16 protein-coding genes and 1 tRNA gene are annotated in these 25,169 nt (G+C 63.1%); 3 read left to right on the forward strand and 14 right to left on the reverse strand.

Annotation, left to right across the window (positions count from 1 at the left end; all coding sequences use genetic code 11):
* Positions 1-2 precede the first annotated feature (2 nt).
* From cysW to dibA, 5 genes are all read right to left on the reverse strand, one after another.
* A complete protein-coding gene (cysW, locus tag CWE01_RS21930; protein WP_100942641.1) occupies positions 3-875 on the reverse strand; it encodes a sulfate ABC transporter permease subunit CysW in 873 nt (290 codons plus the stop codon).
* A gap of 13 nt (positions 876-888) precedes the next feature.
* The gene (cysT, locus tag CWE01_RS21935) at positions 889-1,707 is read right to left on the reverse strand and encodes a sulfate ABC transporter permease subunit CysT (protein ID WP_100942642.1); all 819 of its coding nucleotides are present in this window, start codon (positions 1,705-1,707) and stop codon (positions 889-891) included.
* 79 nt (positions 1,708-1,786) lie between these two features.
* The gene (locus CWE01_RS21940; RefSeq protein WP_100942643.1) at positions 1,787-2,797 is read right to left on the reverse strand and encodes a sulfate ABC transporter substrate-binding protein; all 1,011 of its coding nucleotides are present in this window, start codon (positions 2,795-2,797) and stop codon (positions 1,787-1,789) included.
* Between the two features lie 154 nt (positions 2,798-2,951).
* Positions 2,952-3,134 carry a sulfur starvation response protein OscA gene (oscA, locus tag CWE01_RS21945; protein ID WP_094469701.1) on the reverse strand — a complete coding sequence of 61 codons (183 nt, stop codon included), beginning with the start codon at positions 3,132-3,134 and terminating at the stop codon, positions 2,952-2,954.
* 171 nt (positions 3,135-3,305) lie between these two features.
* Positions 3,306-5,225 carry a phosphodiesterase DibA gene (gene dibA / locus CWE01_RS21950; RefSeq protein ID WP_100942644.1) on the reverse strand — a complete coding sequence of 640 codons (1,920 nt, stop codon included), beginning with the start codon at positions 5,223-5,225 and terminating at the stop codon, positions 3,306-3,308.
* 167 nt (positions 5,226-5,392) lie between these two features.
* On the opposite strand from dibA, the gene desA reads away from it, so the two are divergent.
* Together desA and CWE01_RS21960 are read left to right on the forward strand one after the other, a co-directional pair.
* Positions 5,393-6,577 carry a delta-9 fatty acid desaturase DesA gene (desA, locus tag CWE01_RS21955; RefSeq protein ID WP_177144947.1) on the forward strand — a complete coding sequence of 395 codons (1,185 nt, stop codon included), beginning with the start codon at positions 5,393-5,395 and terminating at the stop codon, positions 6,575-6,577.
* 147 nt (positions 6,578-6,724) lie between these two features.
* Complete coding sequence (locus tag CWE01_RS21960) at positions 6,725-7,714, forward strand: sensor domain-containing diguanylate cyclase (protein ID WP_100942645.1); 990 nt, start codon at positions 6,725-6,727, stop codon at positions 7,712-7,714.
* A 6-nt stretch (positions 7,715-7,720) separates the two neighbouring features.
* Here the strand turns inward: CWE01_RS21960 and CWE01_RS21965 are convergent, their stop codons facing one another.
* From CWE01_RS21965 to CWE01_RS21980, 4 genes are all read right to left on the reverse strand, one after another.
* On the reverse strand, positions 7,721-8,932 hold the full coding sequence (locus CWE01_RS21965) for an HDOD domain-containing protein (protein WP_100942646.1): 1,212 nt from the start codon (positions 8,930-8,932) through the stop codon (positions 7,721-7,723).
* 133 nt (positions 8,933-9,065) lie between these two features.
* Positions 9,066-10,346 carry a 4-aminobutyrate--2-oxoglutarate transaminase gene (gene gabT, locus CWE01_RS21970; RefSeq protein ID WP_100942647.1) on the reverse strand — a complete coding sequence of 427 codons (1,281 nt, stop codon included), beginning with the start codon at positions 10,344-10,346 and terminating at the stop codon, positions 9,066-9,068.
* 174 nt (positions 10,347-10,520) lie between these two features.
* Complete coding sequence (gene gabD / locus CWE01_RS21975; protein WP_100942648.1) at positions 10,521-11,963, reverse strand: NADP-dependent succinate-semialdehyde dehydrogenase; 1,443 nt, start codon at positions 11,961-11,963, stop codon at positions 10,521-10,523.
* Between the two features lie 321 nt (positions 11,964-12,284).
* Positions 12,285-12,599, reverse strand: coding sequence for a RebB family R body protein (locus CWE01_RS21980; RefSeq protein WP_100942649.1), 315 nt, complete (start codon positions 12,597-12,599; stop codon positions 12,285-12,287).
* A 253-nt stretch (positions 12,600-12,852) separates the two neighbouring features.
* On the opposite strand from CWE01_RS21980, the gene CWE01_RS21985 reads away from it, so the two are divergent.
* Positions 12,853-12,929, forward strand: a tRNA-Arg gene (locus CWE01_RS21985).
* Positions 12,930-13,424: 495 nt separating this feature from the next.
* On the opposite strand, the gene CWE01_RS21990 is transcribed toward CWE01_RS21985, so the two are convergent.
* The 5 genes from CWE01_RS21990 to pgaA form a co-directional block, all read right to left on the reverse strand.
* Entirely contained in the window at positions 13,425-18,704 is a 5,280-nt protein-coding gene (locus CWE01_RS21990) for a dermonecrotic toxin domain-containing protein (protein ID WP_100942650.1), read from the reverse strand.
* Positions 18,705-18,793: 89 nt separating this feature from the next.
* Entirely contained in the window at positions 18,794-19,297 is a 504-nt protein-coding gene (gene pgaD / locus CWE01_RS21995; RefSeq protein ID WP_100942651.1) for a poly-beta-1,6-N-acetyl-D-glucosamine biosynthesis protein PgaD, read from the reverse strand.
* Entirely contained in the window at positions 19,294-20,649 is a 1,356-nt protein-coding gene (gene pgaC / locus CWE01_RS22000; RefSeq protein WP_100942652.1) for a poly-beta-1,6-N-acetyl-D-glucosamine synthase, read from the reverse strand. Before pgaC ends, pgaD begins: the two co-directional genes overlap by 4 nt.
* Positions 20,650-20,652: 3 nt before the next feature.
* A complete protein-coding gene (gene pgaB, locus CWE01_RS22005; protein WP_100942696.1) occupies positions 20,653-22,650 on the reverse strand; it encodes a poly-beta-1,6-N-acetyl-D-glucosamine N-deacetylase PgaB in 1,998 nt (665 codons plus the stop codon).
* 12 nt (positions 22,651-22,662) lie between these two features.
* Positions 22,663-25,143 (reverse strand): poly-beta-1,6 N-acetyl-D-glucosamine export porin PgaA, encoded by a 2,481-nt coding sequence (pgaA, locus tag CWE01_RS22010; protein WP_100942697.1) that lies wholly within the window; start codon positions 25,141-25,143, stop codon positions 22,663-22,665.
* Positions 25,144-25,169: the final 26 nt, after the last annotated feature.

The following is a 25,169-nucleotide window of genomic DNA, read 5'->3' on the forward strand; positions in this document are numbered from 1 at the left end:
ACTTATTCCTCCGCCGCAGCGGCGCGCAGGCGGTTGATTCGGTTTTCGCTCCACTGCTTGAGCAGCAGGATGAAGAGCGCCAGGATCAGCAACAGGCTCGCCACGGCGAACGCGGCCACGTGGTTGTATTCGTTGTAGAGGATCTCGACATGCAGCGGCAAGGTGTTGGTCACCCCGCGAATATGCCCGGAGACCACCGACACCGCACCGAACTCGCCCATGGCCCGGGCGGTACAGAGCACCACGCCGTAGATCAGGCCCCACTTGATGTTCGGCACGGTGACATGCCAGAACATCTGCCAGCCGTTGGCGCCCAGCAGGCGCGCGGCCTCTTCTTCCTGGGTGCCCTGCTCCTGCATCAGCGGGATCAGTTCACGGGCGACGAAAGGCACGGTGACGAAGATGGTCGCCAGGACGATGCCCGGCAGGGCAAAGACGATCTGGATATCGTGGTCTGCCAGCCAGGGGCCGAAGAAGCCCTGGGCACCGAACATCAGCACGTAGACCAGGCCGGCAATCACCGGCGAGACCGAGAACGGCAGGTCGATCAGCGTCACCAGGATGCTTTTGCCGCGAAACGAGTACTTGCTCACGCACCAGGCAGCGCTGACCCCGAACACCACGTTGAGCGGCACCGAAATCACCACGGCGATCACCGTGAGCTTCAACGCCGACAGCGCATCGGGCTCAAGGATCGCGGTGAAGAACGCGCCGAGGCCATTCTTCAAGCCCTGGGACACCACGATAAACAGCGGCAGCAGCAGAAACAGGAAAAACACCAGCCAGCCAAGGCTGATCAGGATACGTCGCGAAACAGCACTGCCACGACGGGCAGCGTTGGCCGAGGACGCGGCGGAAATAGACGATTGGGACATGTTCCGCGCCTCCTTATGGGTGTTCGATGCGGCGCTGCAGCAAGTTGATCAGCAGCAGCAGGACAAAGGAAACCACCAGCATCATCACGCCGATAGCGGTGGCGCCGGTGTAGTCGTACTGGTCGAGCTTGACCATGATCAGCAGCGGCAGGATCTCGGTTTTCATCGGCATGTTGCCGGCGATGAAAATCACCGAACCGTACTCACCGACACCACGGGCAAAGGCCAGGGCAAAACCGGTCAGCCAGGCGGGCAGCAGCGCCGGCACCAGGATATAGCGGAACACCTGCAAGGGCTTGGCCCCCAGGCAGGCGGCGGCTTCTTCGATTTCCCGGGGGATATCGGCCAGCACCGGCTGTACGGTACGCACCACGAACGGCAGCGTGACGAAGGTCAGTGCCAGGGTGATACCCAAGGGGGTGTAGGCGATCTTGAAACCGAGGTCGGCGGCGAACTGTCCCACCAGGCCTGCCGGCGCGTACAGCGCCGTCAGCGCAATACCGGCCACGGCCGTGGGCAAGGCGAACGGCAGGTCGATCATCGCATCGATGATCTTGCGGCCGGGGAAGGTATAGCGCACCAGCACCCAGGCCAGCAGCGTACCGATGATGCCGTTGATGATCGCGGCGTACAGCGCGGTACCGAAGCTCAGCTTCAGCGCTGCAACAACCCGCGGTGCCGAGATGATCGCCCAGAACTGATCCCAGGTGAGTTGGGCGGCATGCACGAACATCGCCGCCAGGGGGATGAGCACAATCAGGCTGAGGTACACCAAGGTGTAGCCCAGCGTCAGCCCGAAGCCGGGTATGACGGGGGAGATACGACGTGACATAAAAGTCCTTGGTTAACGGAACTGACACGCAAAGCCCGCAGGTGAATGCGGGCTCTTTGCTGGCTGCTTAATTCACGGTTTATTGCGCCGTGTAGATCTGATCGAACACGCCACCGTCATTGAAGAACTTCGGTTGGGCAGTTTTCCAGCCGCCGAAGTCTTTGTCGATGGTCACCAAGTCCAGTTTCGGGAACTGCTTGGCGTATTTGGCGGCGACCTTCTCGTCACGTGGACGGTAGAAGTTCTTCGCCGCGATCTCCTGGCCAGCCGGGCTGTACAGGTGCTTGAGGTAGGCGGTGGCGATCTCGGTATTGCCCTTTTTCTCGGCGTTCTTGTCGACCACGGCCACGGGTGGCTCGGCGAGGATCGACAGCGATGGGACAACGATGTCGAACTTGTCGGCGCCGCCGTCTTCCTTCAAAGCCAGAAAGGCTTCGTTTTCCCAGGCCAGCAACACGTCGCCCTGACCGTTGTTGACGAAGGTGATGGTCGAACCGCGAGCGCCGGTGTCGAGGATCGGCACGTGCTTGAACAGCTCTTTCACGTATTCCTGGGCCTTGGCTTCGCTGCCGCCGGCTTTCAGGCCGTAGGCCCAGGCGGCGAGGAAGTTCCAGCGCGCACCGCCGCTGGTTTTCGGGTTCGGGGTGATCACCGAGACGTCTTTCTTGACCAGGTCGCCCCAGTCCTTGATGCCTTTGGGGTTGCCCTTGCGCACCAGGAAGACGATGGTCGAGGTGTAGGGGGTGCTGGCGTCCGGCAGGCGTTTTTGCCAGTCCTCGGGCAGGGTCTTGCCGAGCTTGGCGATTTCGTCGATGTCGCCGGCCAGGGCCAGGGTCACCACGTCGGCGCGCAGGCCGTCGATCACGGCACGGCCCTGCTTGCCCGAACCGCCGTGGGATTGCTGGATCTTCACGTTGTCGCCGGGGTGGGCCTGCTTCCAGAAGCTGGTGAATTCGGCGTTGTAGTCCTGGTACAGCTCACGGGTCGGGTCGTAGGACACGTTGAGCAGCTCGTAATCCTTGGCAACGGCGGAACCGGCAAACACGGCACTGGCGAGCGCGGCCAGGGCGTAACGGCGAATCGACGACATGGTGAAGCTCCCGAAAATTTTGGTGTATTGGCTTTTTTCTTATGGCGCTTGCGGCCCGCATCCGGGCTCGAACGCTCTGTTTTTGACTGGGGGGGAGATGACGCCCTCCGGTTATCCAGTCGGGCCTCTGCTTGAACAGAGGAAGACGCGGGGTTCAGCTGGGTTTGGTGCCCGGGTTTTGCAGACGGAATTTTTCCTTGCGTTCGATCTGGACCACTTGTGCGTTGTGGACCGTGATCTCGACGGCACCGAAACGCAGATCGCGCAAGGCGCTCTGGATCTCACGCAGAATGGTTGCTTCGTCCTGGCCGTCAACGCTACGCAGAGATGCGCTCATGGTCGTGCTCCTGAAATGAGAGTTGCCCCGGCAGTGGGGCACTGCTTGTGGCGTGAGGGCAATCTTAGACAGGGGAAGTTATTCTTAAAAATACTATTTAAGAATTTTAATATAACCAAAATTTCATCAGGGGAAATGCGGGGGATGGCGTCCGGCTGGACGCCACAAGACTCAAGCGATGACGGGCGCCCGCAACCAATCAAGCTGATCCGCCGGCATCGGCCGTCCGAACCAGTAGCCCTGCCCCAGGTCGCAGGACTGATCGAGCAGGAAACGCGCCTGATCGGCCTGCTCGATGCCCTCGGCCTGGACCTGCATGCCCATGCTCTGCGCCAGGGCGATGACCACCCGGACAATCGCCGCATCGTCTTCGTCCCACGGCAAGCCGGCGACAAAACCCTGGTCGATCTTGAGTTTCTGCACCGGCAGCCGCTTGAGCCGCAGCAAAGAGGAATACCCCGTACCAAAGTCATCGATCGCCAGGCTCACGCCCAACTCGCGCAAGCGATGCAGTTGTTCCAACGCCACCTCGGGGTCGTCCATCACCGCGCTTTCGGTCACTTCCAGCTCCAGCAGCGCCGGGTCCAGCCCGGTGTCATCCAGCACCTTCGCCACCTGCTGGTACAACTCGCGACGGGCAAACAGACGACTGGAGACGTTCACCGCGATAAACGACAGCTCCACACCCTCCTGCAACCACTGGCACATCTGCCGACAGGAGTGCTCCATGACCCAGGCATCGATCTCGGCGATCAGCCCGGTGCGCTCGGCAATCGGAATGAATTCGCCAGGCGACACCAGCCCGCGCTGCGGATGCTCCCAGCGCACCAGGGCCTCGACCCCGATCAGCCGGCTGTTGCTCAGGTCATGCACCGGCTGGTAATAGACCCGCAACTCGTCCTGCTCCAGCGCCCGGCGCAACTCACCGGCCATTTCCACCCGATGCTGGGCGTGGGCGGTCAGCTCCTCGGTATACAAGGCATACCCTTCGCGCCCGGCGCTCTTGGCCTTGAACAAGGCCGAGTCGGCATTGCGCAGCAATTGCTCGGCATTCAGCGAATCGCTGGGGAACAGGCTGATGCCGATACTGGCGCTGATGAACAATTGATGCCCGTCGAGCTGGAACGGCTCCTTCAGGCCCTCGATCACCCGTTGCGCCAGGGCCGCCGCCTGCACCACCTGCGGGCAGTTCTCCGCCAGTACGGCGAACTCGTCACCGCCCAGGCGGGCCAGGCTGATGCCACTGCCGAACAGGTGCTGCAGGCGATCGCCCACCGCCTTGAGCAGTTGGTCGCCAATATTGTGACCGAGGCTGTCGTTGATGATCTTGAAGTGGTCCAGGTCGATCAGCAGCAAGGCGCAACCGCGCTTGTGCACCTGCGCCGACGCCAACGCCTGGGTGGCACGGTCGGTGAACAGCAGGCGGTTGGGCAGGCCGGTCAGGGGGTCGTAGTTGGCCAGTTGCGCCAACTCGTGCTGCGAATCCTTGATCGCGCTGATATCGGAAAACACCGCGACATACTGGCTGAGTTGCCCCAAATCGTCGCGGATCGCCCGGATCGTCTGCCATTGCGGATAGATTTCGCCGCTCTTGCGCCGGTTCCAGATCTCACCGCTCCACTCGCCGGTGGCGTCCAGCGTCTGATAGACCTTCTGGTAGAACTCCGCCGAATGCCGGCCAGACTTGAACAGATTCGGCCGCTCCCCTAGTACTTCGGACTCCTGATAACCGGTAATGGCGACAAAGGCGCGGTTGACGTGGACGATCAAGCCATCCTTGTCGGTGACCAGTACCCCCTCGCGGGTGCAATCGAACACCGCAGCCGCCTGTCGCAAGCGCTCGCGGTCCTCGGACCTGGGCTTCAAGTCCAGACCCGCCCGGCCGAAACGCTGGTAACGGGCATGGATCAGGAAAATCAGCACGGCGCTGACACTCACCCACAGATAACCGCGAACGATCTGCCACTGCACCAACTGCTCGGGGTCATCGAAAAAGCTGCTCAACAGGTGCTGGCTGAGCTGGATCCAGAGGACCGACAGCAGCAGGTACAGCAGGCCTGACCTCAGGGCATTACGAGTTGAAATCGACATAAACGGTGCTAAATCCCTCTAGAAACGCCAAATTGCCCTACAAACTGGCCGGAATTATAGAGTAAGAAACATCCCGCCACTCTTATCTGAAACAGCGACTGGTTTTCTCTGTGGGCTCGGTGATAATGCACGGGCTGTTCTTTACTTTTTCGAGGGCCATACAGCCTATGTGGTACAACGGTTTTCTTGACCTGTCAGCCTGGCAAACAGTGGCGGTCACCCTGTTGATGACCCACGTGACCATTGTCGGCGTCACGGTCTATCTTCACCGCTATTCGGCCCACCGCTCCCTGGAGCTCAACGCTGGCCTGAAACACTTCTTCCGCTTCTGGCTGTGGCTGACCACGGCACAGAATACTCGCGAGTGGACTGCTATCCACCGTAAACATCACGCAAAATGTGAAACCGTCGACGATCCCCACAGTCCGGTGATCCTCGGCCTGTCCACCGTCCTGCGTACCGGTGCCGAACTGTACCGGGCCGAGGCCAGCAATCCCGAAACCCTGCGCATCTATGGCAAGAACTGCCCGGACGACTGGCTCGAGAACAACCTCTACTCGCGCTACAAAATGCTCGGCATCGCCCTCATGGCGGTGATCGACCTGCTGCTGTTCGGCGCCATCGGCATCACCGTCTGGGCCATCCAGATGATGTGGATTCCGTTCTGGGCCGCCGGCGTGATCAACGGCCTGGGCCATGCGGTCGGCTACCGCAACTTCGAATGCCGTGACGCCGCCACCAACCTGGTGCCCTGGGGCATCCTGATCGGCGGCGAAGAGCTGCACAACAACCACCATACCTACCCCAACTCGGCCAAGCTGTCGGTCAAGAAGTGGGAATTCGACCTGGGCTGGGCCTGGATCAAAGTCTTCAGCTTCCTGGGCCTGGCCAAGGTGCAACGCATCGCGCCCATCGCCCACCGGGTCGAAGGCAAGGGTCACCTGGACATGGACACCGCCATGGCGATCCTCAACAACCGCTTCCAGATCATGGCCCAGTACCGCAAGCTGGTGATCGCGCCGCTGGTGCAACAGGAGCTGGCCAAGGTCGATCATTCGGTCCGCCATCAGTTCCACCGCGCCAAGCGCCTGCTGTCTCGGGAAACCAGCCTGCTCAGCGAAAAACACCAGATGCGCATCGAGACCATGCTCGCCCATAGCCAGGCACTCAAGGTAATTTACGAGAAACGCCTGGCCCTGCAACAGATCTGGGTCAAGACCAGCTCAAATGGCCACGACATGCTCGCCGCGATCAAGGATTGGGTCCACGAAGCCGAAGCCAGCGGCATCCAGTCGTTGCGCGACTTCGCCGACCAGCTGAAAACCTACTCGTTGCGTCCCTCGGTCGCCTGACACCGTTGATCGGCGCGCCCTGCCCCAGGTCGCGCCGAACGGAACTTAGCGGCCCCGGCCCTATCTCAAAAACACGTCGCCATCCCGGCGGGCTGTAGCGTGGCCGTGCCGCCATAACGTACGGCACGCCCTGTGAGATGAGTGCCGATGGTCAATAAGAATTCGAAACCGCCTTCCCTCCCACAGTGGCCAAAAGCCGCTGAAACCTTGTTGGCCTTGATGCACGCACAGGCCGAAGTCGCACGCCTGGGCGAACGCGAACAACTCTTCAGTTCCCTGCTGGTCAGCGTCAATGCGGTGCTCTGGGCCCTGGACTGGAACAGCCAGCAGATGCTCTACGTCAGCCCCGCCTACGAGCGGATCTTTGGCCGCTCGGCCGGTTTGCTGCTGGCCGACTACAACGAGTGGCGCAACAGCATCTACCCCGACGATCTCGACTATGCCGAACGCAGCCTGGCCCAGGTGCTGGAAAAGGGGTCGGTGGAAGACCGCGAGTACCGCATCATCAGTGCCGACGGGCAGCTGCGCTGGCTCAGCGACAAATGCTTCATCAGTCGCCACGCCGAGCCGGGGCAGCGGGTGATCGTGGTCGGCATCGCCGAGGACATCACCGAGAAAAAAGCCCTGGAGGACGAGTTGCAGCGCCTGGCCACCACCGATGTGCTGACCGGCAGCAGCAACCGCCGGCACTTCTTCGACAGTGCCCATCGCGCCTTCGAGGAAGCCCGCCTGCAGGATTCGCCCCTGGCGTTCCTGCTGCTGGATATCGATGACTTCAAACTGATCAACGACACCTACGGTCACCCCGAAGGCGATGTGGTCTTGCAGCGGATCGCCGAAACCGGGCGCGGGGCGTTGCGGATGGGCGATCTGTTCGGGCGCATTGGGGGTGAGGAATTCGCCGCGCTGCTACCCGGTTGCGCCCCGGAGATGGCCCTGCAGATCGCCGAGCGCCTGCAACGGGAGATCCAGCGCCTGAGCTTCAACCATGACGGCAAGGGTTTCGGCGTTACCGTCAGCCAGGGCCTGACCAGCCTGACACCGCAGGACGAAACCCTCGACCCGCTGTTCGCCCGGGCGGACAGCGCCATGTACCAGGCCAAGCGCCAGGGCAAGAACCAGATCGTGTTGGCCTAGAAACGATCAGTTCTTGCGCAAACGCATCAGCTCCGGCAAGCCGACCTTGAGCAAACGCGCCGTGCGGCTCTTGGCGATTTCTTCGACGCCCTCATGGGGCGTCAGCCGTGCCATCTGCGCCGCCAGGCTCATCACCAGGGCCTCGCGCGAGTAAACCCCGCCACCGAGCTGGTAGACCGCCGCAATCAGCTCCCGCAGCTCCAGCGGCAGGCGCCAGCGCGTGCGCAGCGCCGAACCGAAGGCGGCCCCAAAGGCATAGAGCGATTCACCGATCAGTGCATCATCCAGCTCACCACCAGCGCTCAACCATTCCTGCAGACAACGCAGCAAGGCCAGGTCACCCAGGCGATGCAACAGGCCCGCGCAGTAACAACGCTCGTGGTCCAGATCGAGCAAGCGCGCCAGGGAGTGGCCGTATTCGGCCGTGTGCAGCGACAGATTCCAGTAGCGTTCGGCGTAGTCGCCCAGGGCCGCATCACTGAGCCGGGCGCTGCGCTTGAGGGTCAGGCCGAGGATCAGGTTCATGCTCTGCGCCGCACCGAGTCGTTGCAACGCCTGGGCCAGGGTCTGCACCGCGCTGCCGTGATGCTGGGCCGCACTGTTGGCGGCGGCGATCAGCACCGCAGTGATTTGCGGGTCGGTACGGATCTCCTGCTCCAACACCTTCAGGTCGAGGCCGCCGGGATTGAGGCTGCGATTGACCGCCACCTGCACGTCGGCCATCAACGGCGCACCGTCCGACTCCTCGCGGCGGCGTTCGAGAAACTTCGCCACGGTCATGCCCGGCGCCAGGGCCGGGATTTCGCACGAGACCGCTTGCCCCGCATCCAGCAGCAGATCCTGCAGGCGCTGGGTCAGGCTCTCCATATTCAGGGGTTTGGTCAAATAGGCCGTCGGGTGCAGCGGCAGGATTTCCCGCACACTGGCCACGTCGTTGCGCGACCCCACCAGAATGAACGGCAGTGGCGGTGTGCGCTTTTTCTGGCGCTGGCCACGCAGCAGACTCAGGCCATCGACGCCCGGCAGTTCCCAGTCGGCGATCACCAGGTCGAAGGCGTGCTCGTTGAGCAACTCATGCGCGTGGTGGCCATCGGCACAGATTTCCAGTCGGGCATCACAACGCACGTTCAACAGCACCTGCTTCAGCAGGTCCCGTGACCAAGGCTCCGCCTCGGCAATCAACACACGGGGTACAGCGGGTAGATCCACAGCGGTCATCAAGCACTCTCCGAGAGCAATCCTGACACATTAGTCAATCCGCACAGGCAGATACAGCCAAAAGCCACTATTGCGATGTCGTGAAACAAAAAAACCCGCCGGGGGCGGGTCTTTTTGTCTATCGCGTCACAACTCAGGCGAGTTCGGCGAAGCACTCTTCGATGATTGCCAGGCCTTTGTCCAACTGCTCGTCCGGCGAGGTCAGCGGAACCAGTACGCGCAACACGTTGCCGTAGGTGCCGCAGGACAGCAGGATCAGACCCTTGTCACGGGCCTTGGCCACGACCTGGGCCACAGCGGCTGCGTTCGGCTTGTGGCTGTCGCCGCCTTCGAACAGCTCGACCGCGATCATCGCGCCCAGGGCACGCACTTCACCGATCACCGGGTACTTGGCCTGAATCGCTTTCAGACCGGTCACCAGGCGCTCGCCGACCGCTTTGCAGCGATCCAGCAGGTGCTCTTCCTCGAACACTTCCATCACGGCCAGGGCCGCGGCGCAAGCGATCGGGCTACCGGCGTAGGTGCCGCCCAGGCCGCCGGGAGCAATGGCGTCCATGTATTCGGCCTTGCCGCAGACACCGGCCAACGGGAAGCCGCCGGCGATGGATTTGGCGAAGGTGGTCAGGTCGGCGGCAACGCCCATCTGTTCCATGGCGAAGAAGGTACCGGTACGACCGGCGCCGGTCTGCACTTCGTCAGCGATCAGCAGGATGCCGTGCTGGTCGCACAGGGCACGCAGGCGCTTCATGAACTCTTTGGGCGCGACGTAGAAACCGCCTTCGCCCTGAACCGGCTCGATGATGATCGCGGCGATATCACGGGGCTCGGCGTCGTTCTTGAAGATGCGCTCGATGCTGGCGATGGAGTCGTCGATGCTCACGCCGTGCAGTTCGTTCGGGTACAGCGCGCGGAAGATGCCGCCGGGCATCAGGCCCATGCCGGCCGAGTAAGGCACGACTTTACCGGTCAGGCCCAGGGTCATCATGGTGCGGCCGTGGTAGGCACCGGTGAAGGCGATCACGCCGGCGCGGCCAGTGGCGGCGCGGGCGATTTTCACGGCGTTTTCCACCGCTTCGGAACCAGTGGTGACCAGCAGGGTTTTCTTGGCGAAATCACCCGGGACCTTGGCGTTGATTTTTTCGCACAGCTCTACGTAAGGTTCGTAGGCCAGGACCTGGAAGCAGGTGTGGGTCAGCTTGTTCAGCTGCTCGGTCACCGCGGCGATGATTTTCGGGTGCAGGTGACCGGTGTTCAACACGGCGATGCCGCCGGCGAAGTCGATGAACTCGCGACCTTCGACGTCGGTCACGGTGGCGTTCTTCGCGTGGTCGGCGAAGATCGGGTGGATCTGGCCGACGCCGCGGGGTACAGCGGCTTCGCGGCGTTTCATCAGGGATGCGTTGGTCTTGCTCATGGTGTCCTCATTCACCGCTCATCGGGCGGCGTGGTTCAAGGATGACGCGGCGGGGAGGCACTGCACCAGCATACGATGATCGACTGGTACAGCGTTCCGGCCACATTGAAGTGTCGTTTGAAACGCGACAGGGGCAGCGCTCTCGTGCCCCTCTCGCTGAACCACCTGACCGGGTTAGATGCCCAGGCAGAGATATTTGATTTCCAGGTAGTCTTCGATGCCGTACTTGGAACCTTCACGGCCCAGGCCCGAGGCCTTGATGCCGCCGAACGGCGCGACTTCGTTGGAGATCAGCCCGGTGTTGACACCGACCATGCCGTATTCCAGGGCCTCGGCCACACGGAACACACGGCCCAGGTCACGGGCGTAGAAGTACGAAGCCAGGCCGAACTCGGTGTCGTTGGACATCGCGATCACTTCGGCTTCGTCCTTGAAGCGGAACAGCGGCGCCAATGGACCGAAGGTTTCTTCCTTGGCCACGGCGGCGTCCTTGGAGACGTTGACCAGGATGGTCGGCTCGAAGAAATTGCCTTCGATGGACTTGCCGCCAGCCAGCAGGGTCGCGCCTTTGCTCAGGGCGTCGGCGATGTGTTCCTGGACCTTCGCCACGGCCTTCTCGTCGATCAGCGGGCCGGTGGTGGTGCCTTCGTCCAGACCGTTGCCGATCTTGAGCTTGGCGACCGCCACTTTCAGCTTCTCGGCGAACGCGTCGTAGACCGAATCCTGGATGTACAGGCGGTTGGCGCAGACGCAGGTCTGGCCGTTGTTGCGGTATTTGGAAATGATCGCGCCTTCGACGGCCTTATCCAGGTCCGCGTCGTCGAACACGATGAACGGCGCATTGCCGCCCAGTTCCAGGGAAACCTTCTTGATGTCCTTGGCGCATTCGGCCATCAGCTGGCGACCGATCTCGGTCGAGCCGGTGAAGGACAGTTTGCGCACGATCGGGTTGCTGGTCAGCTCGCTGCCGATATCGCCGGCGCTGCCGGAGACCACGCTGAACACGCCTTTCGGGATACCGGCACGCTGGGCCAGTTCGGCCAGGGCGAAGGCCGAGAACGGCGTTTGCGAAGCGGGCTTGAGCACCATGGTGCAACCGGCGGCCAGGGCCGGGCCGGCTTTACGGGTGATCATCGCGGCCGGGAAGTTCCACGGGGTGATGGCGGCGGTGACACCGATCGGCTGCTTGATCACGATCAGGCGCTTGTCCGGCTGGTGGCCCGGAATCACATCACCGTAGATACGCTTGGCTTCTTCGGCGAACCATTCGATGAAGGAAGCGGCGTAGACGATTTCGCCCTTGGCTTCGGCCAATGGCTTGCCTTGTTCGAGGGTCATCAGGCGGGCCAGGTCGTCCTGGTTCTCGATGATCAGCTCGTACCAGCGACGCAGTTTGTTCGCACGCTCTTTGGCGGTCAGGGCACGCCAGGCGGGCAGGGCCTTGTCAGCGGCCTCGATGGCGCGACGGGTTTCGGCAGCGCCCATCTTTGGCACAGTACCCAGGATTTCGCCCGTGGCCGGGTTGTTGACCTTGATCGTCTGACCATTGTCCGCGTCGACCCAAGCCCCGTCGATATAGGCTTGCTGGCGGAACAACTGGGTGTCTTTGAGCTGCATGTAGGCTTTCCTTAACAGCACCGCGCTGATGCGCAGCGAATTATTGATTGTAGAAAGGCGCCTTGGAGGCTGCCGTCAGGAAATTCATTCACCGGGCCGAAGCACATAAATAGCGCACATGAGATTGCTGTGCGGTTCAGCACCCAGACAAGAGCGTTTGAAATCTCAAACGAATCCTAGGATCAATGGGGGTAAAGGACAATAGTCTGTTCGAAAAAAAGAACGAAAATGGCGCTTTTGCTGGGTTTTTCTGATCAACGTGAAGCTCGCGCCTTCGCGACATCCCTGGAAATCGCGAAGGCGCGGTGAGCGGCCATCGGCTCAAGGTTTGAATGTGCTCAGTACCGTCAGCAGGCTGGTGAGATTGTCCGAGACACCGGCCTGGGCAATCTTCTCGGTGGCGCCCGCAGCGGCGGTGGTATCCACGTTGTAGATCTGCATCACGCCCTGATTGGTGGCGGCCTGGGTTTCGGTGTTCTGCTGTTGCTGATCCGCAACGGCGTTTTCGAACAGGATGCCCGTGGAGTGCGCCAGGCTTTGATAAATAGTGCCCATTGCCATGGCGGGCGCTTCGCCCACCACCTTGACGTTGCTCTGGGTCACGGCATCGGTGATTTGATCGTTGACGGTAGCCATACCTTAACTTCCTTTGTCAGTACGAGTACGTGCCGGGCTCAGGGGTGAAACCGCGAGCGGGCGCCGGATCGGCACGCAAAACCAGCGCCGCCTGAGGGTGATCCTCGATCCGGAGGGCGTCAATGATTGCCGGACGGACTGCTCAAGCCGAGGCGGGCCGGGGCCATGAGCGCTGAAAACCGAAGAAGAGAATTTCCCGACAAAACCTGAATGGACGCCCCGAGCCGACATGGGTATGATGTCGCCCGCATAAGCACCAGTAGCTCAGCTGGATAGAGTACTGCCCTCCGAAGGCAGGGGTCGTGGGTTCGAATCCCGCCTGGTGCACCATCTGCAAATAAAATGCCCCGGATCGTTGATCCGGGGCATTTTTGTTTTCAGGTCCGGGTCTGACCGAGGCAGCCACTAATCAGGCCCTCCGAGATCGCGCCGAAGCACAGTCGGAAATCAAACCTTACTGATAGCCTGCCGCAGGCCTACCCCTGCGGGCAGTTCGTCTAAAGACATATCTTCCAGTCAAATGAGCGATTTTTCCCAGATCCCTGAATCTACTGGGTTTTAAGGCTTTCCTCGGCGACTCTGGGCGCCTCAGTCAAATGGCCGTCAAATGACTTCCCGAGCTTGTCCCACCTCGAACTTAACCTGGAGGGTATGGGGGTCGACCACTGCTGGCAGCGGCATGCCGGTAAGCAAAAAAATCCAGGCAATACCCCCCCTGAGCAGTCTCAGCACCGAAGCGCATCAACCGAGAGGGGCCGTGTTAAAGACGATTATAAAGGCTAAAGCCCTCCCGGCAACAACCATGGCCGCAGCCCTCTGAACACCCTAGACCACCCGGGTAAAATACACCGTGACCTGCCCGGTTTCCGCCGACCGCTGCAACCCCGCGATCAGCTTCACCAGGCGCCCCTGCTCCATGGCCTCCTTGACCGGTTTGAGCAGCGCACGCTGACCCAGTGGCCTCAGGTCGAAATGCCGGTTGAACCAGCCATCCGTCAACTGCCGTGGGCCCCCTTGGTAGCGGGTCATGGGTATCGAGCGCTTGTCGGTCCATTTGAGCATGATGTAGTACAAATGTTCCGAGCCAGGGTGGGTACAGAACAGGTTGACCGTATTGAAGGACTGGGATTTCGGGATCTCGGTCACGACAAAACCATGACGACGCAAGATATCGATCACGGCGTTCTCGCTGTTCGAGGCCAACTCGGCAATACGGGCCGCCCCCCTGGCGTCGAAAAGCCGAGGATTAACGGCCTGGGGCGGATCAAAGTCCAACCGGGAAAAGCCCGCTGTATCGGCCGCACCACCGATGCGCAGGTAAGTCTGTCCCAGGGGCCGGGCATCGAGCTCGCGCAGCAGCACATCCATGCGCACGCCCCGCGAGCTCCAGGCTTCCTGCGTGCGTTTGAGCGCGACCATCCGGGTCGCCGTGGCCGACGAATACTCCATATCGGTTCGCTCGATCAGCCGACGGGCCGTCTTCCGCAGGCTCACTGGCGTCATGCCCGCCAGGGGTTGCGCCAGGGACTGCTCCAGAGGCTCGTCGAACAAGAGGGAACGCACTGTCCAGCTCTGGCTGCGCGGATCAAAAGTAGCCGGTACCGGCTGTTCGTCCAGGTGCGTCCACCAAAAATTGAAGTCGGCCTCGGCATGGCCGGACAACGGCACGGAACGTTTCAGAAAGACGATATCGGAGTGAATCCCGGAACCATCGGGAAGCAGTTCGAAATAGCGCTCATCGATCTTCAGCAGCCGAACGTGTTCAGCCCCCCGCCTCGCATACAGCCCCCGGATCGCCGACAGCTCCACGACCTGTTCGCTTTCCAGGACCAATCCCCGGGTCTTCCAATCCACGGGCAACAAGGCCGGCCTCCGGGTCATCCATTCCAGTTGCAGCACGGGCGGACCGGCGGACTCCGGCAACGCAGGCCGCGTCCAGGGTTGCCACATCGCGCGACTGGGACCCGGCTGCGGCTCGGGCGCATCGGCACGCAACAGGTATTCGCCCGGCTCGTGGATATACAGAATCAGCTCATTGTCCTGCGCGGCGGTTTTCTTCAAGCGCAAGGCACTCTCGCCCTTCGGCCGGTAGACCTCGTAACGGGTGCTGCCGTCGGTGATGAACTGCACACCGTTTTTTGCGTAGCTACCGGCATTGGCCGGACCGTGCAGGGCCACCGCATCGTCAGGGGTAATCTTCGCTTCATACCCGGGAAGCAGGGGCTTGGGTTTTGGCGCAACCTTTGTTTTCAGGGCCATCGCGCCGTTATGAGACAAGCTCTGTCGACGATCGAGGGTCCGCAAGGCCACGCGCGACCAGCCCCGCTGACCAGCCCGTAGCGGCCGGGAGACCGCACCGGCGCCCTTGCCCAGCGGGTAGAAGGTCAGCACGGCATCGACCAGCGTCATATGCGCCGCCTTGAAGAGTTCCAAGGCATCGCGCGGATCACCGCTGCGGTGAAACCGGCGCAGGGCCACTGCCGTCTCCCGGGCATTGACCCCAATACTGACGATGGGCACCACCGACAACACCCTGAGCCAGTAGGCCGAACGCTGCTCGTCTTCACGCAACTCGCGCAACTGCGACAATTGCCGGCCCGAGTTCGATACCGTCCGGGCCCGTTGCTGCGCCCGCAGGACAAAGGCATGCGCCAGCAGCCGCGACAGGTCCCAGCGCTGGGTTTTCCTGAGCCGCAACCAGTGTTGGGGGTTTTCCGCGATCTCGCGCCTGACCTCCTTTTCCAGCGCCACATGATCCGGCACGGGTTGCTCCGGCTCGCTCGTCCACCAGCTGTTTACGGCCGCCAACAGCGAAGTGGATCTGATCGCGGAAATCGGATCGCTTCCCACAGACGCCAGGTCAATTGGCAGTCGATCATCGCGCGCAGGCTCCGGGGGCCTTGAGCCCGACGCCTGCGGGTCTTGCTCGGCGGGATAGCCCTCGATGGCTTCCGCCTCCCAGCCAGGCGCCAGTCTTTGCACAATGTCCGCCACCCGCTGCGGTGCCCGGCCGACATTGACCAGCGCCCGCTGCGCCGTCGCCAGGTCACTGTGCTCGGTCAGCACCTGCTCATGGGGAGCGCCGGGCAAATAGATAAGCGTTCGTCCGCAAACCTTGTCGTGGATAGCCACGGCATTGCCCACATGCCGGGCCCGGGCAAACGCCCGGCCGGCGAAAGTGACAAAGTGCAGTTCGAGCTCAAGGTGCTCGCTGCGCAGGTCGGCGGCACACTCCGCACTCAAGGCCCTCTCGAAAACCTCGGCGGCCCAGCCGCTGAGTCCCTGTTGTCGGGCACTGAACAACTCCATTCGGGCCCGTTGCCTGACCAGCCGGTACAACAGCGCCTGATCGAACGCCCGTAGCGGTTCGAGCCCGGGATCATCGACGCCGTAAAAAGCCCGCTGGATCAGGGTGTCGTAGTGGCCGCCAAGATCGAGTGCCGAAATCGTCGCCATCAGATAATCCGGCGTCAGTCGCTGTTGCCAGGTGCGATCCAGTATTCGTCCATGCTGCAACCGACGTTTGGTCCCGGGCGCTTGCGGGTCGAGGTTTTCCAGGGCCAGGCGCAAGAGGCTGTAGGTCGTGCGCCCCTCGCTGACCACCGTCTTCGGGCCCGACTCACCCACCATGCGTTCAGGGTGCCCGACCCACACCCGCTCGACACTGTCGGGAAGATCGAACAACGGCTTGTCGATATCCAGCTCCGGGTCAAAACCATCCTGCTTGAGCCGTTTGATAAGGCTCTCCCGGGCAAAGTCATCCAGGTCCGGTAGCTGGCGCTCCAGCTTGAGTTCCAGGGCATGGATGCTTCTCTGATAGCGGGCCAGCAGTCGCGCGTACTGTTGGCGGACCGCGCGGGCCGCCGTGGACAGCCAGTCGGGAAGACCTTGTGCCTGCACCGCACCGAGCTGCAGCAGCGCAATGTTGTCCAGCGCTCGCTCCCGGGCATCGTGCCCCGGAACGCCGAGGTTCTCCTCCAGCTCATGGGCCAGCAGTTGCAGGGAACTGCGGGCGTCGCCGATTTCCGAGAACGGCCGCAAACCGCCCTCGACCCGCCGGCAGACCCGCAGATGTTCCTGGATCTGCTGCTGGAGTCCCTGTTGCAGGGCGTCCCCTTCAATTGCTTGATAGTGGATGGGAACCCGCGCCCCATCAGCCAGCCCCCGTACCCAGCGACGCGCCTCGCCACGCCGGTCCCGGGCAATCAACGGCCAGAGGCCTTCACACTCCGGGCTGCGCAGGCTGACGTCCAGCTGTTGCGAAAGACTGTCGAGGGTCATGAAGCGTTGCAGCCCGCCCAGCCGTCCCGGCACAAACAGCAGCGCCGCTACGCCCGAACGCGGATCGGCCAGCGCGCCGCGGGTGCTGATGACGCAGCCGCCCGTCAGCGACCACCCAGAGTCCGCCGGCCCCAGGCTGATCGCGGCGACCTCGGTCTCACTGGCCACACGCACGTCCGCCAAAGCCTGTGGCAGCACATCAAGCACCCGCGCCAGTTCCTCCTGATCGATCAGCCCGAGCTGATGCTGCATCTTCGCCTCGTGCAAAAGCCCCTGGCAGCGCCCCCTGAGCAACTTGTCTGAAAGATCGCTCTGCAGCCGATCCGGGGTGCTCCAGAATTCGGCCTGGGCGTATCGCTCCCGGTCCTTGAGCAGGTCCTGGACATCAACCCGCTGTTGTCGCCAAAGATTGTGGCGCGCCAGCAAGTCACGGTAGGCAGGAGTGTCGCGCCCAGGCTCCTGTTCATCGATCAGCTCGAGGAGACCCCGCTCCTGCTGCCGAATCTTGCTCTGGCGCAAGCGCACGGGAAGATCAGCGGCCAGGCTGCCAAAGCTGATTTCCAGTATCCGGCGACGTTCGTCACTGCGAAGCCGCTGCGCGAGCATCGTCCTCAGGGGCGGCAAGCCAGTCAGCGCAGCCCGCGATTCCTGCATGGCTTCCACCGCCTGCAGCGGCGTCAGGCGCCCGGCATCGACCACCCCCTCCGGCAGCATGTACGCCGTGTTGAGCAACAACGCGGCGGCCCACTCGTTGGTCAACTGGGTATCCAGCCAGCTCAGCGCACTGTGGGCCAGGGCATCGCCGGTGAGTGCGGCCCCCCCATGGAAGCGGTACGCCAGGGCCGAACTACCCGGCTGGGTAAACAGCCGATCGCGGTCTTGCAGCGCCAGCAACTGCCAGGGCCGATAATTGCCCGGTGCGTTGAACAGCTCCGGGAGCCGGCGTTGCATTTCGACGTAGCTGTCAAACTCGAAAAATTCCTCGGCCACCCCAGGCACGAAAATCACCTGCCGTCCCCGCTCAACGCCACCGGGACCCTGCAGGTGCAAAGCGCCGCTCAAGGCTACCGTCGCCGAGTTCTTTCCCGGCCAGACCAGTTCCGACACCGTGAGCCGCCCCCAGCGGCCGCCAGCCAGCGCCCGCGCTTCGGGGGTCGGCGCATCCAGCAGGCCCATCAGCATGCTGAACGCGGTAGCGGACAAATCGTCGGTGCCATAGGCCAACAGGGCCTTGTCGTGAAACTGCAGCTTGTGCAACTCGACCAGGCGCTCGCGCCTTGAGAGAGGACTATCGCAAGCCGGCTGATGCCAATAGCCGCGCAGGGCCGTGTCGAGTCGGTAAGGCAGCCCCAGACTCTTCAGGCGAGTCAGCACCTGCTCCGGGTCCAGCGCCAGGAGCTGCTGCGGTTCGTCAGCCAGACTCAGACGCACGGTGTGACCCGGCGCCAGGGACAGGAACGGATTGCGCAACAGCGACATGGCCACCTGCGCCAGGGTCCGCGCCGTTTGCCCGTCGTCGGAACGCAACGGCGGGGTGAACAACAGCTTGTCTGGATCGTGCCCGAAGGCCTCGGTCAAGATCTGCTTGAGCAGCCCACCAATCCGTGGTGCTCGCGCAAAGAGCTTCTTGAGTTGGTGCTGGCTATCGAGCCCACGCACCAGCGCCGCCTGGAGCCGGTTGAGCAACAGGCTGGGACGCTCCGCGCTCGCGATACGCTCGAAGAGTTTTTCAGCGAGGCGCTCCAGGGCGGCGCCACGGGGGTCGGGTAAAACCGCTGCCGACTCAACGGCCGCCCTGGGAGGCTCCGCTACGGAGGTTTTCATAGGATTTCCCTTGTTCCATGGAAAAAGGGAAAAGCGTAGAGCGCCGTACGGCGTAGCCGTGCACTAGATAGTTAAGGCGCGGACCAGCGCTACAGAGACGGGCGGCTGCCGTCATCCTCCGAGGGCAACTGGATCACCTGGGGCGCGGCCAGCGGCGGCTCCTGCGGCTCGACGCGATACAGAGGGGTAATCACTTCAAGTACCCCGCCATGCTCATCGTTGTGCACGATCATCGTCGCCGACTGGCGCATCCGCGCGAAGTTGTCCTCGCTGAGCTTGAAGCTGCGACTCAAGCCCTCATCCCCGACCACCGGCGCGGGCAAACGGCGGCGGGTGTAGCCACGGCTCTTGCGCTGCTGATAACGCGCCCAGGCAATCAATACCGCCGCATTCAACAAGCCGACCCACAGATAAACCTCCAGGGTATTGAGGGCGTCGAAGAACGAGATATCGATCCGCGGCCCCGTGTGCCCGTCGAACAACGGCATCAAGCCCTGGATCAGCAGGTACCACAGGCCGGCCCAGGCCAGCGCGGTCAGGACCACATCCACCAGCACCATGAACGGCCGCTGGCGGGTTCTGATGATTTTCATGAACGCACCTTCTGCTTGCCGTCATCGACGGGCTTGATCCCCCGGTCCGGACTGACCCAGCGCGCCCGCTTGCCGCTCTGGCGGAACAACACCTGGGGAAAGCTGACCAGGGTGGTGAAGAAGCTGATGAACCAGAACACCAGTGGGTACCAGACCACCCAGAACATGATTTTCCACAGGTCTTTTTCGTAGCGGCGGTCGATCAGCACGCTGACCGCGAACTGTCCCAGGCAGACCGTTGCCAGCAGCAACCCGGTAAAGGCCGGCGGCACGATGCGGTGCACGACAATCGAGGCCGGCATGTCGATAAACAGCCCCATGCAGTAGAAGACAATCGACAACAGCAGGGTGAAGGCCCAGCCGGTCGACAGGCAGTACTCGAACAACAGTGGCCACAGGTAACGATGGTTCCACTGCCAGATGCCCCGGATGTTCTTGAACAGCACCTCCGCGCCGCCCCGGGCCCAGCGCAGCCGCTGCCGCCAAAGCCCGCGCAGGGTCTCCGGCATCAGGATCCAGCAGAGAGCCCGCGGCTCGTAGAAGATGCTCCAGTGATCCAGTTGCAGCTTCCAGCTGATATCGATGTCCTCGGTGATCATGTCCGTGCTCCAGTAGCCCACACGGTCCAGCGCCGTACGGCGGAAGGCGCAGATCACCCCGGAGATGGTGAAAATCCGCCCGAAGACCCGCTGCGTGCGCTTGATCAAACCGATGATCGAGGAAAATTCGCCGACCTGGACCCGCCCGACCAGGGTCGAGCGGGTGCGGATCCGCGGATTGCCGGTGACGGCGCCGAGGCGCACGTTCTGCAACAGCGGCGCCACCAGGTAGGCCGCCGTGTGCGGTGCCAGCAAGGCGTCACCGTCGATGCACACCAGGTACTCGCTGCGGGCCGCCACGGCGCCCATGCGCAGGGCCACCGCCTTGCCCTGGTTCTGCGCCAGATGGATCACCCGCAAGCGCGGGTCGAGCAGCGCCAGGCTGTCGAGCAACTGGCCGGTGTTGTCGCTGGAACCATCGTTGATGGCGATCACTTCGATGTTCGGGTAATGCTGGGCCAAGGCGGCCTCGAGGGTATCGGCGACATTCTCCCCTTCGTTGAAGCAAGGGATCAGGATCGAGATCAGCGGCTCGCCCGCCAGCGCCGGCGGCAGGGTATCGGCTTCCCAGGGCCAGCGGCGTTCCCAGTGCAGCCAGAAGTACAGGCCGCCGGCCATCCACAACCCCGACATGAACAACGGGTAGAAAAACACGAAGTCCATCAGGAATTGCCCGGTCACCAGGAAAATCACGCCCAGGGGAACCCCCAGGACGAGTGCCAGGACGGTCAGTGCCAGGATTCGATCCATCATGATCTAGGGATTCCACTGGTTGGAAAAAGCCGGGCGCACGGCCTGCACGGCCGGGCGGTTGTCCAGGAAGTTATCCGGGTAATAACCGAAACTGCTGGCACCCTGGCGCTTGAGCAGCCCCATCCAGCCCGCCAGTTGCGTGCCGTCGAGGTCCGTCGCCGGTTTCTGTCGCCAGTCCCGGGCCTGCAACTCGAACACCGTGCGATCCAGCGCGCCGGGGCGCTGCCTGACCTGGCCGACCAGCGCCTGCAGCCACTCATCCGCCTGCCTCTCGCTCTGCCCTTCCATCAGCGGCATGGCCATGGGCGCGGTCCAGTCGTAGCTGGCGAGGAAGTCATCGAGGTTCTGGGCGAACCAGGCTTCGCTTTGCGGATTGATCACCGGCTCCACGAACAGGTTGCGCGCGGTCTTCACTTGCGGGCCACGAATGGCGCGGACCTTGGCAGTCAGCTCCTGGGTGAAATCGATCAGGTAACGGCTCTTGAAGCGCGTCCAGCGTTGCAGCGTCGCCGGGTCACCACGCAGGGCGCTGATGCTGCCCGGCAGGCCGTTGGCAGCGTAGGTGCGCAGCGCCTGCGGGCTGGCGTCCTCGAAGTCGGACAGCACGGCATCGTCGTGATAGAGAATGCCGTCGACCGAGGTCAGCCGGGCCAGGTCTTCGTAGATCTCGCCAATGACCCGCCGCACGTTCGGGTCGAACGGCGACAGGCGCGTGTACTGTTTCGGGTCGACCGAGGCCTGTCCGCTGACCGGGTCCCAACGCGTCACCCGGGGCAGTTTTTCATCCAGGGCAAAACTCAGCACCGGCATCCAGGCGTAGACCTTGACGTGGGCGCGGGTGCGCAACTGCCAGGCGGCACGGTCAAACAGGTCGGCGCGCATCGGCAGATGCCGGTTGGGGAAGTACAGCGAGTGCACCAGGCCGTCTCCCGCCGGATCGGCGAACGCTTGCAGGAACACGGTATTGGCGCCCAGGTCGGCGATACGCTGGACCAGCTTGCCGAGGTTGGCTTCCTGCTGGACCGGGTTCGGATCGTAGACGTTATCCAGGTCGACCTGCACCATCCGCATCGCCGCGCGGTTCTGCACCGAGACAATGCTGCCGGCGTAGTGACTGCCGTCCGGGTCCGCCGACACCAGCATGCGCGGGCTGTTCATCAGTTGGTCGAGACTGTCGATGCCGTCATCCAGGGTCAGCGCCAGTTTGTAGCCCTGGCTCTCGATCACCTTCAACGCGGTGCCATCGGCGGTGCCGTAGGGCCAGACCCAGACCCGCGGCGAGTAGCCGGTGGCCGCGCGGATCTTGCTCGAGATGGCAATCACATCCGCACGCAGGCGGGCCTCGAAATCAGCCTCGCTTTCATAGCGGCCGGTGCTCGCATCGTAGCGCCGGGTCGCCGCCGCCGGTTGCAGGTTGCCCTGGGGATTGGCCAGCACACCCTGGTGGCTGGCGTCGGTGTGGGCGACGATTTCCACCAGTCCGGAGGCGGCCACTTCCTTGATCTGCGCCCAGGTCAGGAATTCGGAACGCGGGCGCATGTCACCGGCAAAATCCACCGGTTTGTTCGCCGGGGTATCGATCCAGACGCCGACCGGGGCCAGCAAGGCCGGCCATTGATAGCTCCTGAGCAACGGCATCACGCGGGTGTAGAAACTCGCGTAACCGTCATCGAAGGTCAGCAGGATCGCCCTCGGCGGCAACTCCGGACCGCCATTGCGCGCCGCCAGGATCTGGTCCACGGTCACCGGCCGATAGCCGTTTTCCCGGAGCCACGCGAGCTGTTCGAGCAAGCGTTCGGTGCGCACGGCAACCACCGCCTGGTCCGGGTCGCGGTCCTCGATGTCATGGTAGGTCAGGCTGAGAAAGTGATTCTTCGGCCAGGGTGCTTCATTGATCGGCACGGCCCGTTGCGCGGGCGCGACAAACTCGACCGGCTTCTGGGCACAGGCGCCGATCAGCAAGGCTCCCAGCAACAGGATGCAACGCGTGATCCAAGGCATCATCATCCCCTTCTAGAAGCGGTAGGTCAGATCGACGGTCAGCCGCACGTCGCGTTCACGGTCACCGTCATAGGGCCGACTGATCCAGCTCAGGTTGGCCCCGGCTTCCAGCACATCGTTCCAGCTGACCCGCTGGCCGTAGCTCAGCAGGGCGACCGCGCCCGTCGAATAGTCACGCTGGCTGTAGGTCCCGGCGCCGACCTGGAACAGCTGGTTCCACTGGGTGGCATAACGGCGATAGAGGACCTGGTTGACGGTCAGCGTCGGCAACACGCTGAAGTCGGACTTGGGATTGAAGTACGGCGGGTCTTCGTTCTTGCTGTTGTGACTGGCGCTGACCTCCAGCCCCAGGTCCACTTGCAGATGGGAGTTGGTGTAGATGCCCTCGCGCCCGGTCAGCAGGGCTTCGGTGCGGTTGTTGCCATCGCTGAAATGCGAGGGCGTGACCGCCAGCCGCCATTCGCGATTTTCGTCGGCGCGCCAACGCAGGAAGGCGTTCGCCGAATTGGCGGTGATATCGTTTTTCAGGGCGCGCAGCGGCGTCGATGCCGACAGGCGTTCGAGGCTCCCGCCGTATTGCCAGTGATCGTCGATATCGAAGGCGCCCGACACGCGCGCGCCAAGCTTGTCGCCATAACCGAAGGACTGGTTGGAGACCTCGGCTTGCAGGGTCATGTCACGGGTCCGGTCTTCGATACCCACCCGCTGCCAACGCCGCTGGGCATCCCCTTCGGGGAAACGGCCGAAGGCGTAGCCGGCGCCGGTGAACAGCCGCCAGTCGTCGTTGATCGGCGGGCTGTAGAGCGTGCTTTCAATGCCGTAGTCGCGGCTGCCGGTGACCGCGCCGGCACCGCCCGCGCCACCGCCGAAGCTCTTGCCGGTGTAGGCCTCGACCCGCAACTCGGCCATGTCGTGGACAGCGCGCTCACGCTCCAGGCTCTGGACCTGCGCACTCTCCGGAAAACGTTCGGCCACGTCATCGGTGAGCACGTCGAGCTGGCGCCACTCCTGCAACGCCAGGGCGGTATTGGCCTGGGCAACTTCCAGGCCCAGGCTGCGCGGCGCCGCGCTTTCGGTTTCCTTGTTCAAGGCCTCGGCACTGCGCGGCCAATCGCGGGACAGGTACATATCGGCCTGGGCCAGGCGCAAGCCGACGTTGCCCGGCGCCTGTGCGACCAGGGCCTCCAGTCGTTGTTCGGCGCCGGCCTGGTCGCCATTGTCCATCGCCATCTGGGCCGACAATTGCTGGGCGTCCAGCCAGGCATCGTTGGGCACGCCGCCCGGGTCACCCTTGAGCGGCAACCGTGGCGGTACGGTGAGCGCCAGCGCGTCCGCCAATGCGCGGGCCTCTTCCGGCTGGTCGCTTTCCATCAGGGCATAGACCAGCGCCGAGGTATCGCCCGCCTGGTCGATGGGGTCCGCGCTCGGCGCCGAGAGAATCTGCCGATACAACGCCACGGCCTTCTCCGGCTCGCGCACCGCGAGGTAGGCCGAGGCAATCCAGCGCTGGGCATAGGGCGGGATCGTCACCCCTTCATCGGTCAGTTTTTGCGCCTCGCTCAATACTTCGGCGTTGCGCGAGCGGGCCTTGAGCGCGCCCAGGCGGTCGATACGCCAGTGCACCACGTCGTCATGGGCCTGCGGGTCCGCGGACCAGGCCGCGAGCAAGCGGTCGTAGTCGGCCAAGGCACGATCGGCGACGACAAAACGTTCCTGCTCGGTGCGGGTCGGCAGCTCGGCCAGGCGTACCCGCTCGGCCGCCAGCTCGCCTTCGAGGCGCCGGGTCGCGGCCGCGTCGATCAGCCCGGGATGCCGCTGGGCCAGGCGCAAGGCGGGTTCCGGCAGGCGCGCGCGCTCCAGGGCGAACAGGTATTCACGGATCACCTCGGGTTTATCCGAAGCCCGGAAAAAAGCCTGGTCGTACTCGAACAAGGCATCACTGTTAGCGCCCGAACGGGTCAGCGCATACCCCAGGGCCATGCGCCGGGCCGGGTCATTGGGTTGTCTGGCGACTTGTTCGCGCGCCCGGCGCACCGCGTCCTGCGGGTCTCCACCATCGGCCTCGGTAATCGCCAGGCCCAATTGCAGGTCGGCATTCTGCGGTTCGCGCTCCAGGGCCTGGCGATACAGGCGTTCGGCATCATCCCAGCGTTTCAGGTTGCGATAGGCGCGGGCGACAGCGGTCAGGGCCTGGGTCGGCAAGACCCGCCGGGCACCCTGGGTTTCATAGACATTGATCACTTCGGCATCCAGCCCGGCCCAACTGGCGATCTGCAGGTGATCGCTGATCTGGCCCGCGGACTGCTGCGGGGCGGGCAGTTGACGCAAGAGCACCAGCGCCGGGGTGTAACTGCCGTCGCGGGCCTGCCGGATCAGTTGGTCGTAGGACGCGTCGGCCCAGACGTTGAGGGGCCAGAGCAATTGGCTGCACAAAGCCATTCCCAACAACGGGCGCAACCTGCCGTCCTGGCAGCAAAGAGCATTACGCGGCATATCGTTCATTTCCTGAGAGACAGCCG

Source organism: Pseudomonas sp. QS1027, assembly GCF_002814235.1.
GTDB lineage: Bacteria > Pseudomonadota > Gammaproteobacteria > Pseudomonadales > Pseudomonadaceae > Aquipseudomonas.

Coding starts and splice junctions, on each gene's coding strand:
- CWE01_RS21960 (WP_100942645.1), top strand. CDS start 6,725: ATGGTCAATAAGAATTCGAAACCGCCTTCCCTCCCACAGTGGCCAAAA.
- gabD (WP_100942648.1), bottom strand. CDS start 11,963: ATGCAGCTCAAAGACACCCAGTTGTTCCGCCAGCAAGCCTATATCGAC.
- gabT (WP_100942647.1), bottom strand. CDS start 10,346: ATGAGCAAGACCAACGCATCCCTGATGAAACGCCGCGAAGCCGCTGTA.
- CWE01_RS21980 (WP_100942649.1), bottom strand. CDS start 12,599: ATGGCTACCGTCAACGATCAAATCACCGATGCCGTGACCCAGAGCAAC.
- pgaC (WP_100942652.1), bottom strand. CDS start 20,649: ATGATGGATCGAATCCTGGCACTGACCGTCCTGGCACTCGTCCTGGGG.
- CWE01_RS21990 (WP_100942650.1), bottom strand. CDS start 18,704: ATGAAAACCTCCGTAGCGGAGCCTCCCAGGGCGGCCGTTGAGTCGGCA.
- pgaA (WP_100942697.1), bottom strand. CDS start 25,143: ATGCCGCGTAATGCTCTTTGCTGCCAGGACGGCAGGTTGCGCCCGTTG.
- oscA (WP_094469701.1), bottom strand. CDS start 3,134: ATGAGCGCATCTCTGCGTAGCGTTGACGGCCAGGACGAAGCAACCATT.
- desA (WP_177144947.1), top strand. CDS start 5,393: ATGTGGTACAACGGTTTTCTTGACCTGTCAGCCTGGCAAACAGTGGCG.
- cysT (WP_100942642.1), bottom strand. CDS start 1,707: ATGTCACGTCGTATCTCCCCCGTCATACCCGGCTTCGGGCTGACGCTG.
- CWE01_RS21965 (WP_100942646.1), bottom strand. CDS start 8,932: ATGACCGCTGTGGATCTACCCGCTGTACCCCGTGTGTTGATTGCCGAG.
- pgaD (WP_100942651.1), bottom strand. CDS start 19,297: ATGAAAATCATCAGAACCCGCCAGCGGCCGTTCATGGTGCTGGTGGAT.
- dibA (WP_100942644.1), bottom strand. CDS start 5,225: ATGTCGATTTCAACTCGTAATGCCCTGAGGTCAGGCCTGCTGTACCTG.
- pgaB (WP_100942696.1), bottom strand. CDS start 22,650: ATGCCTTGGATCACGCGTTGCATCCTGTTGCTGGGAGCCTTGCTGATC.
- CWE01_RS21940 (WP_100942643.1), bottom strand. CDS start 2,797: ATGTCGTCGATTCGCCGTTACGCCCTGGCCGCGCTCGCCAGTGCCGTG.
- cysW (WP_100942641.1), bottom strand. CDS start 875: ATGTCCCAATCGTCTATTTCCGCCGCGTCCTCGGCCAACGCTGCCCGT.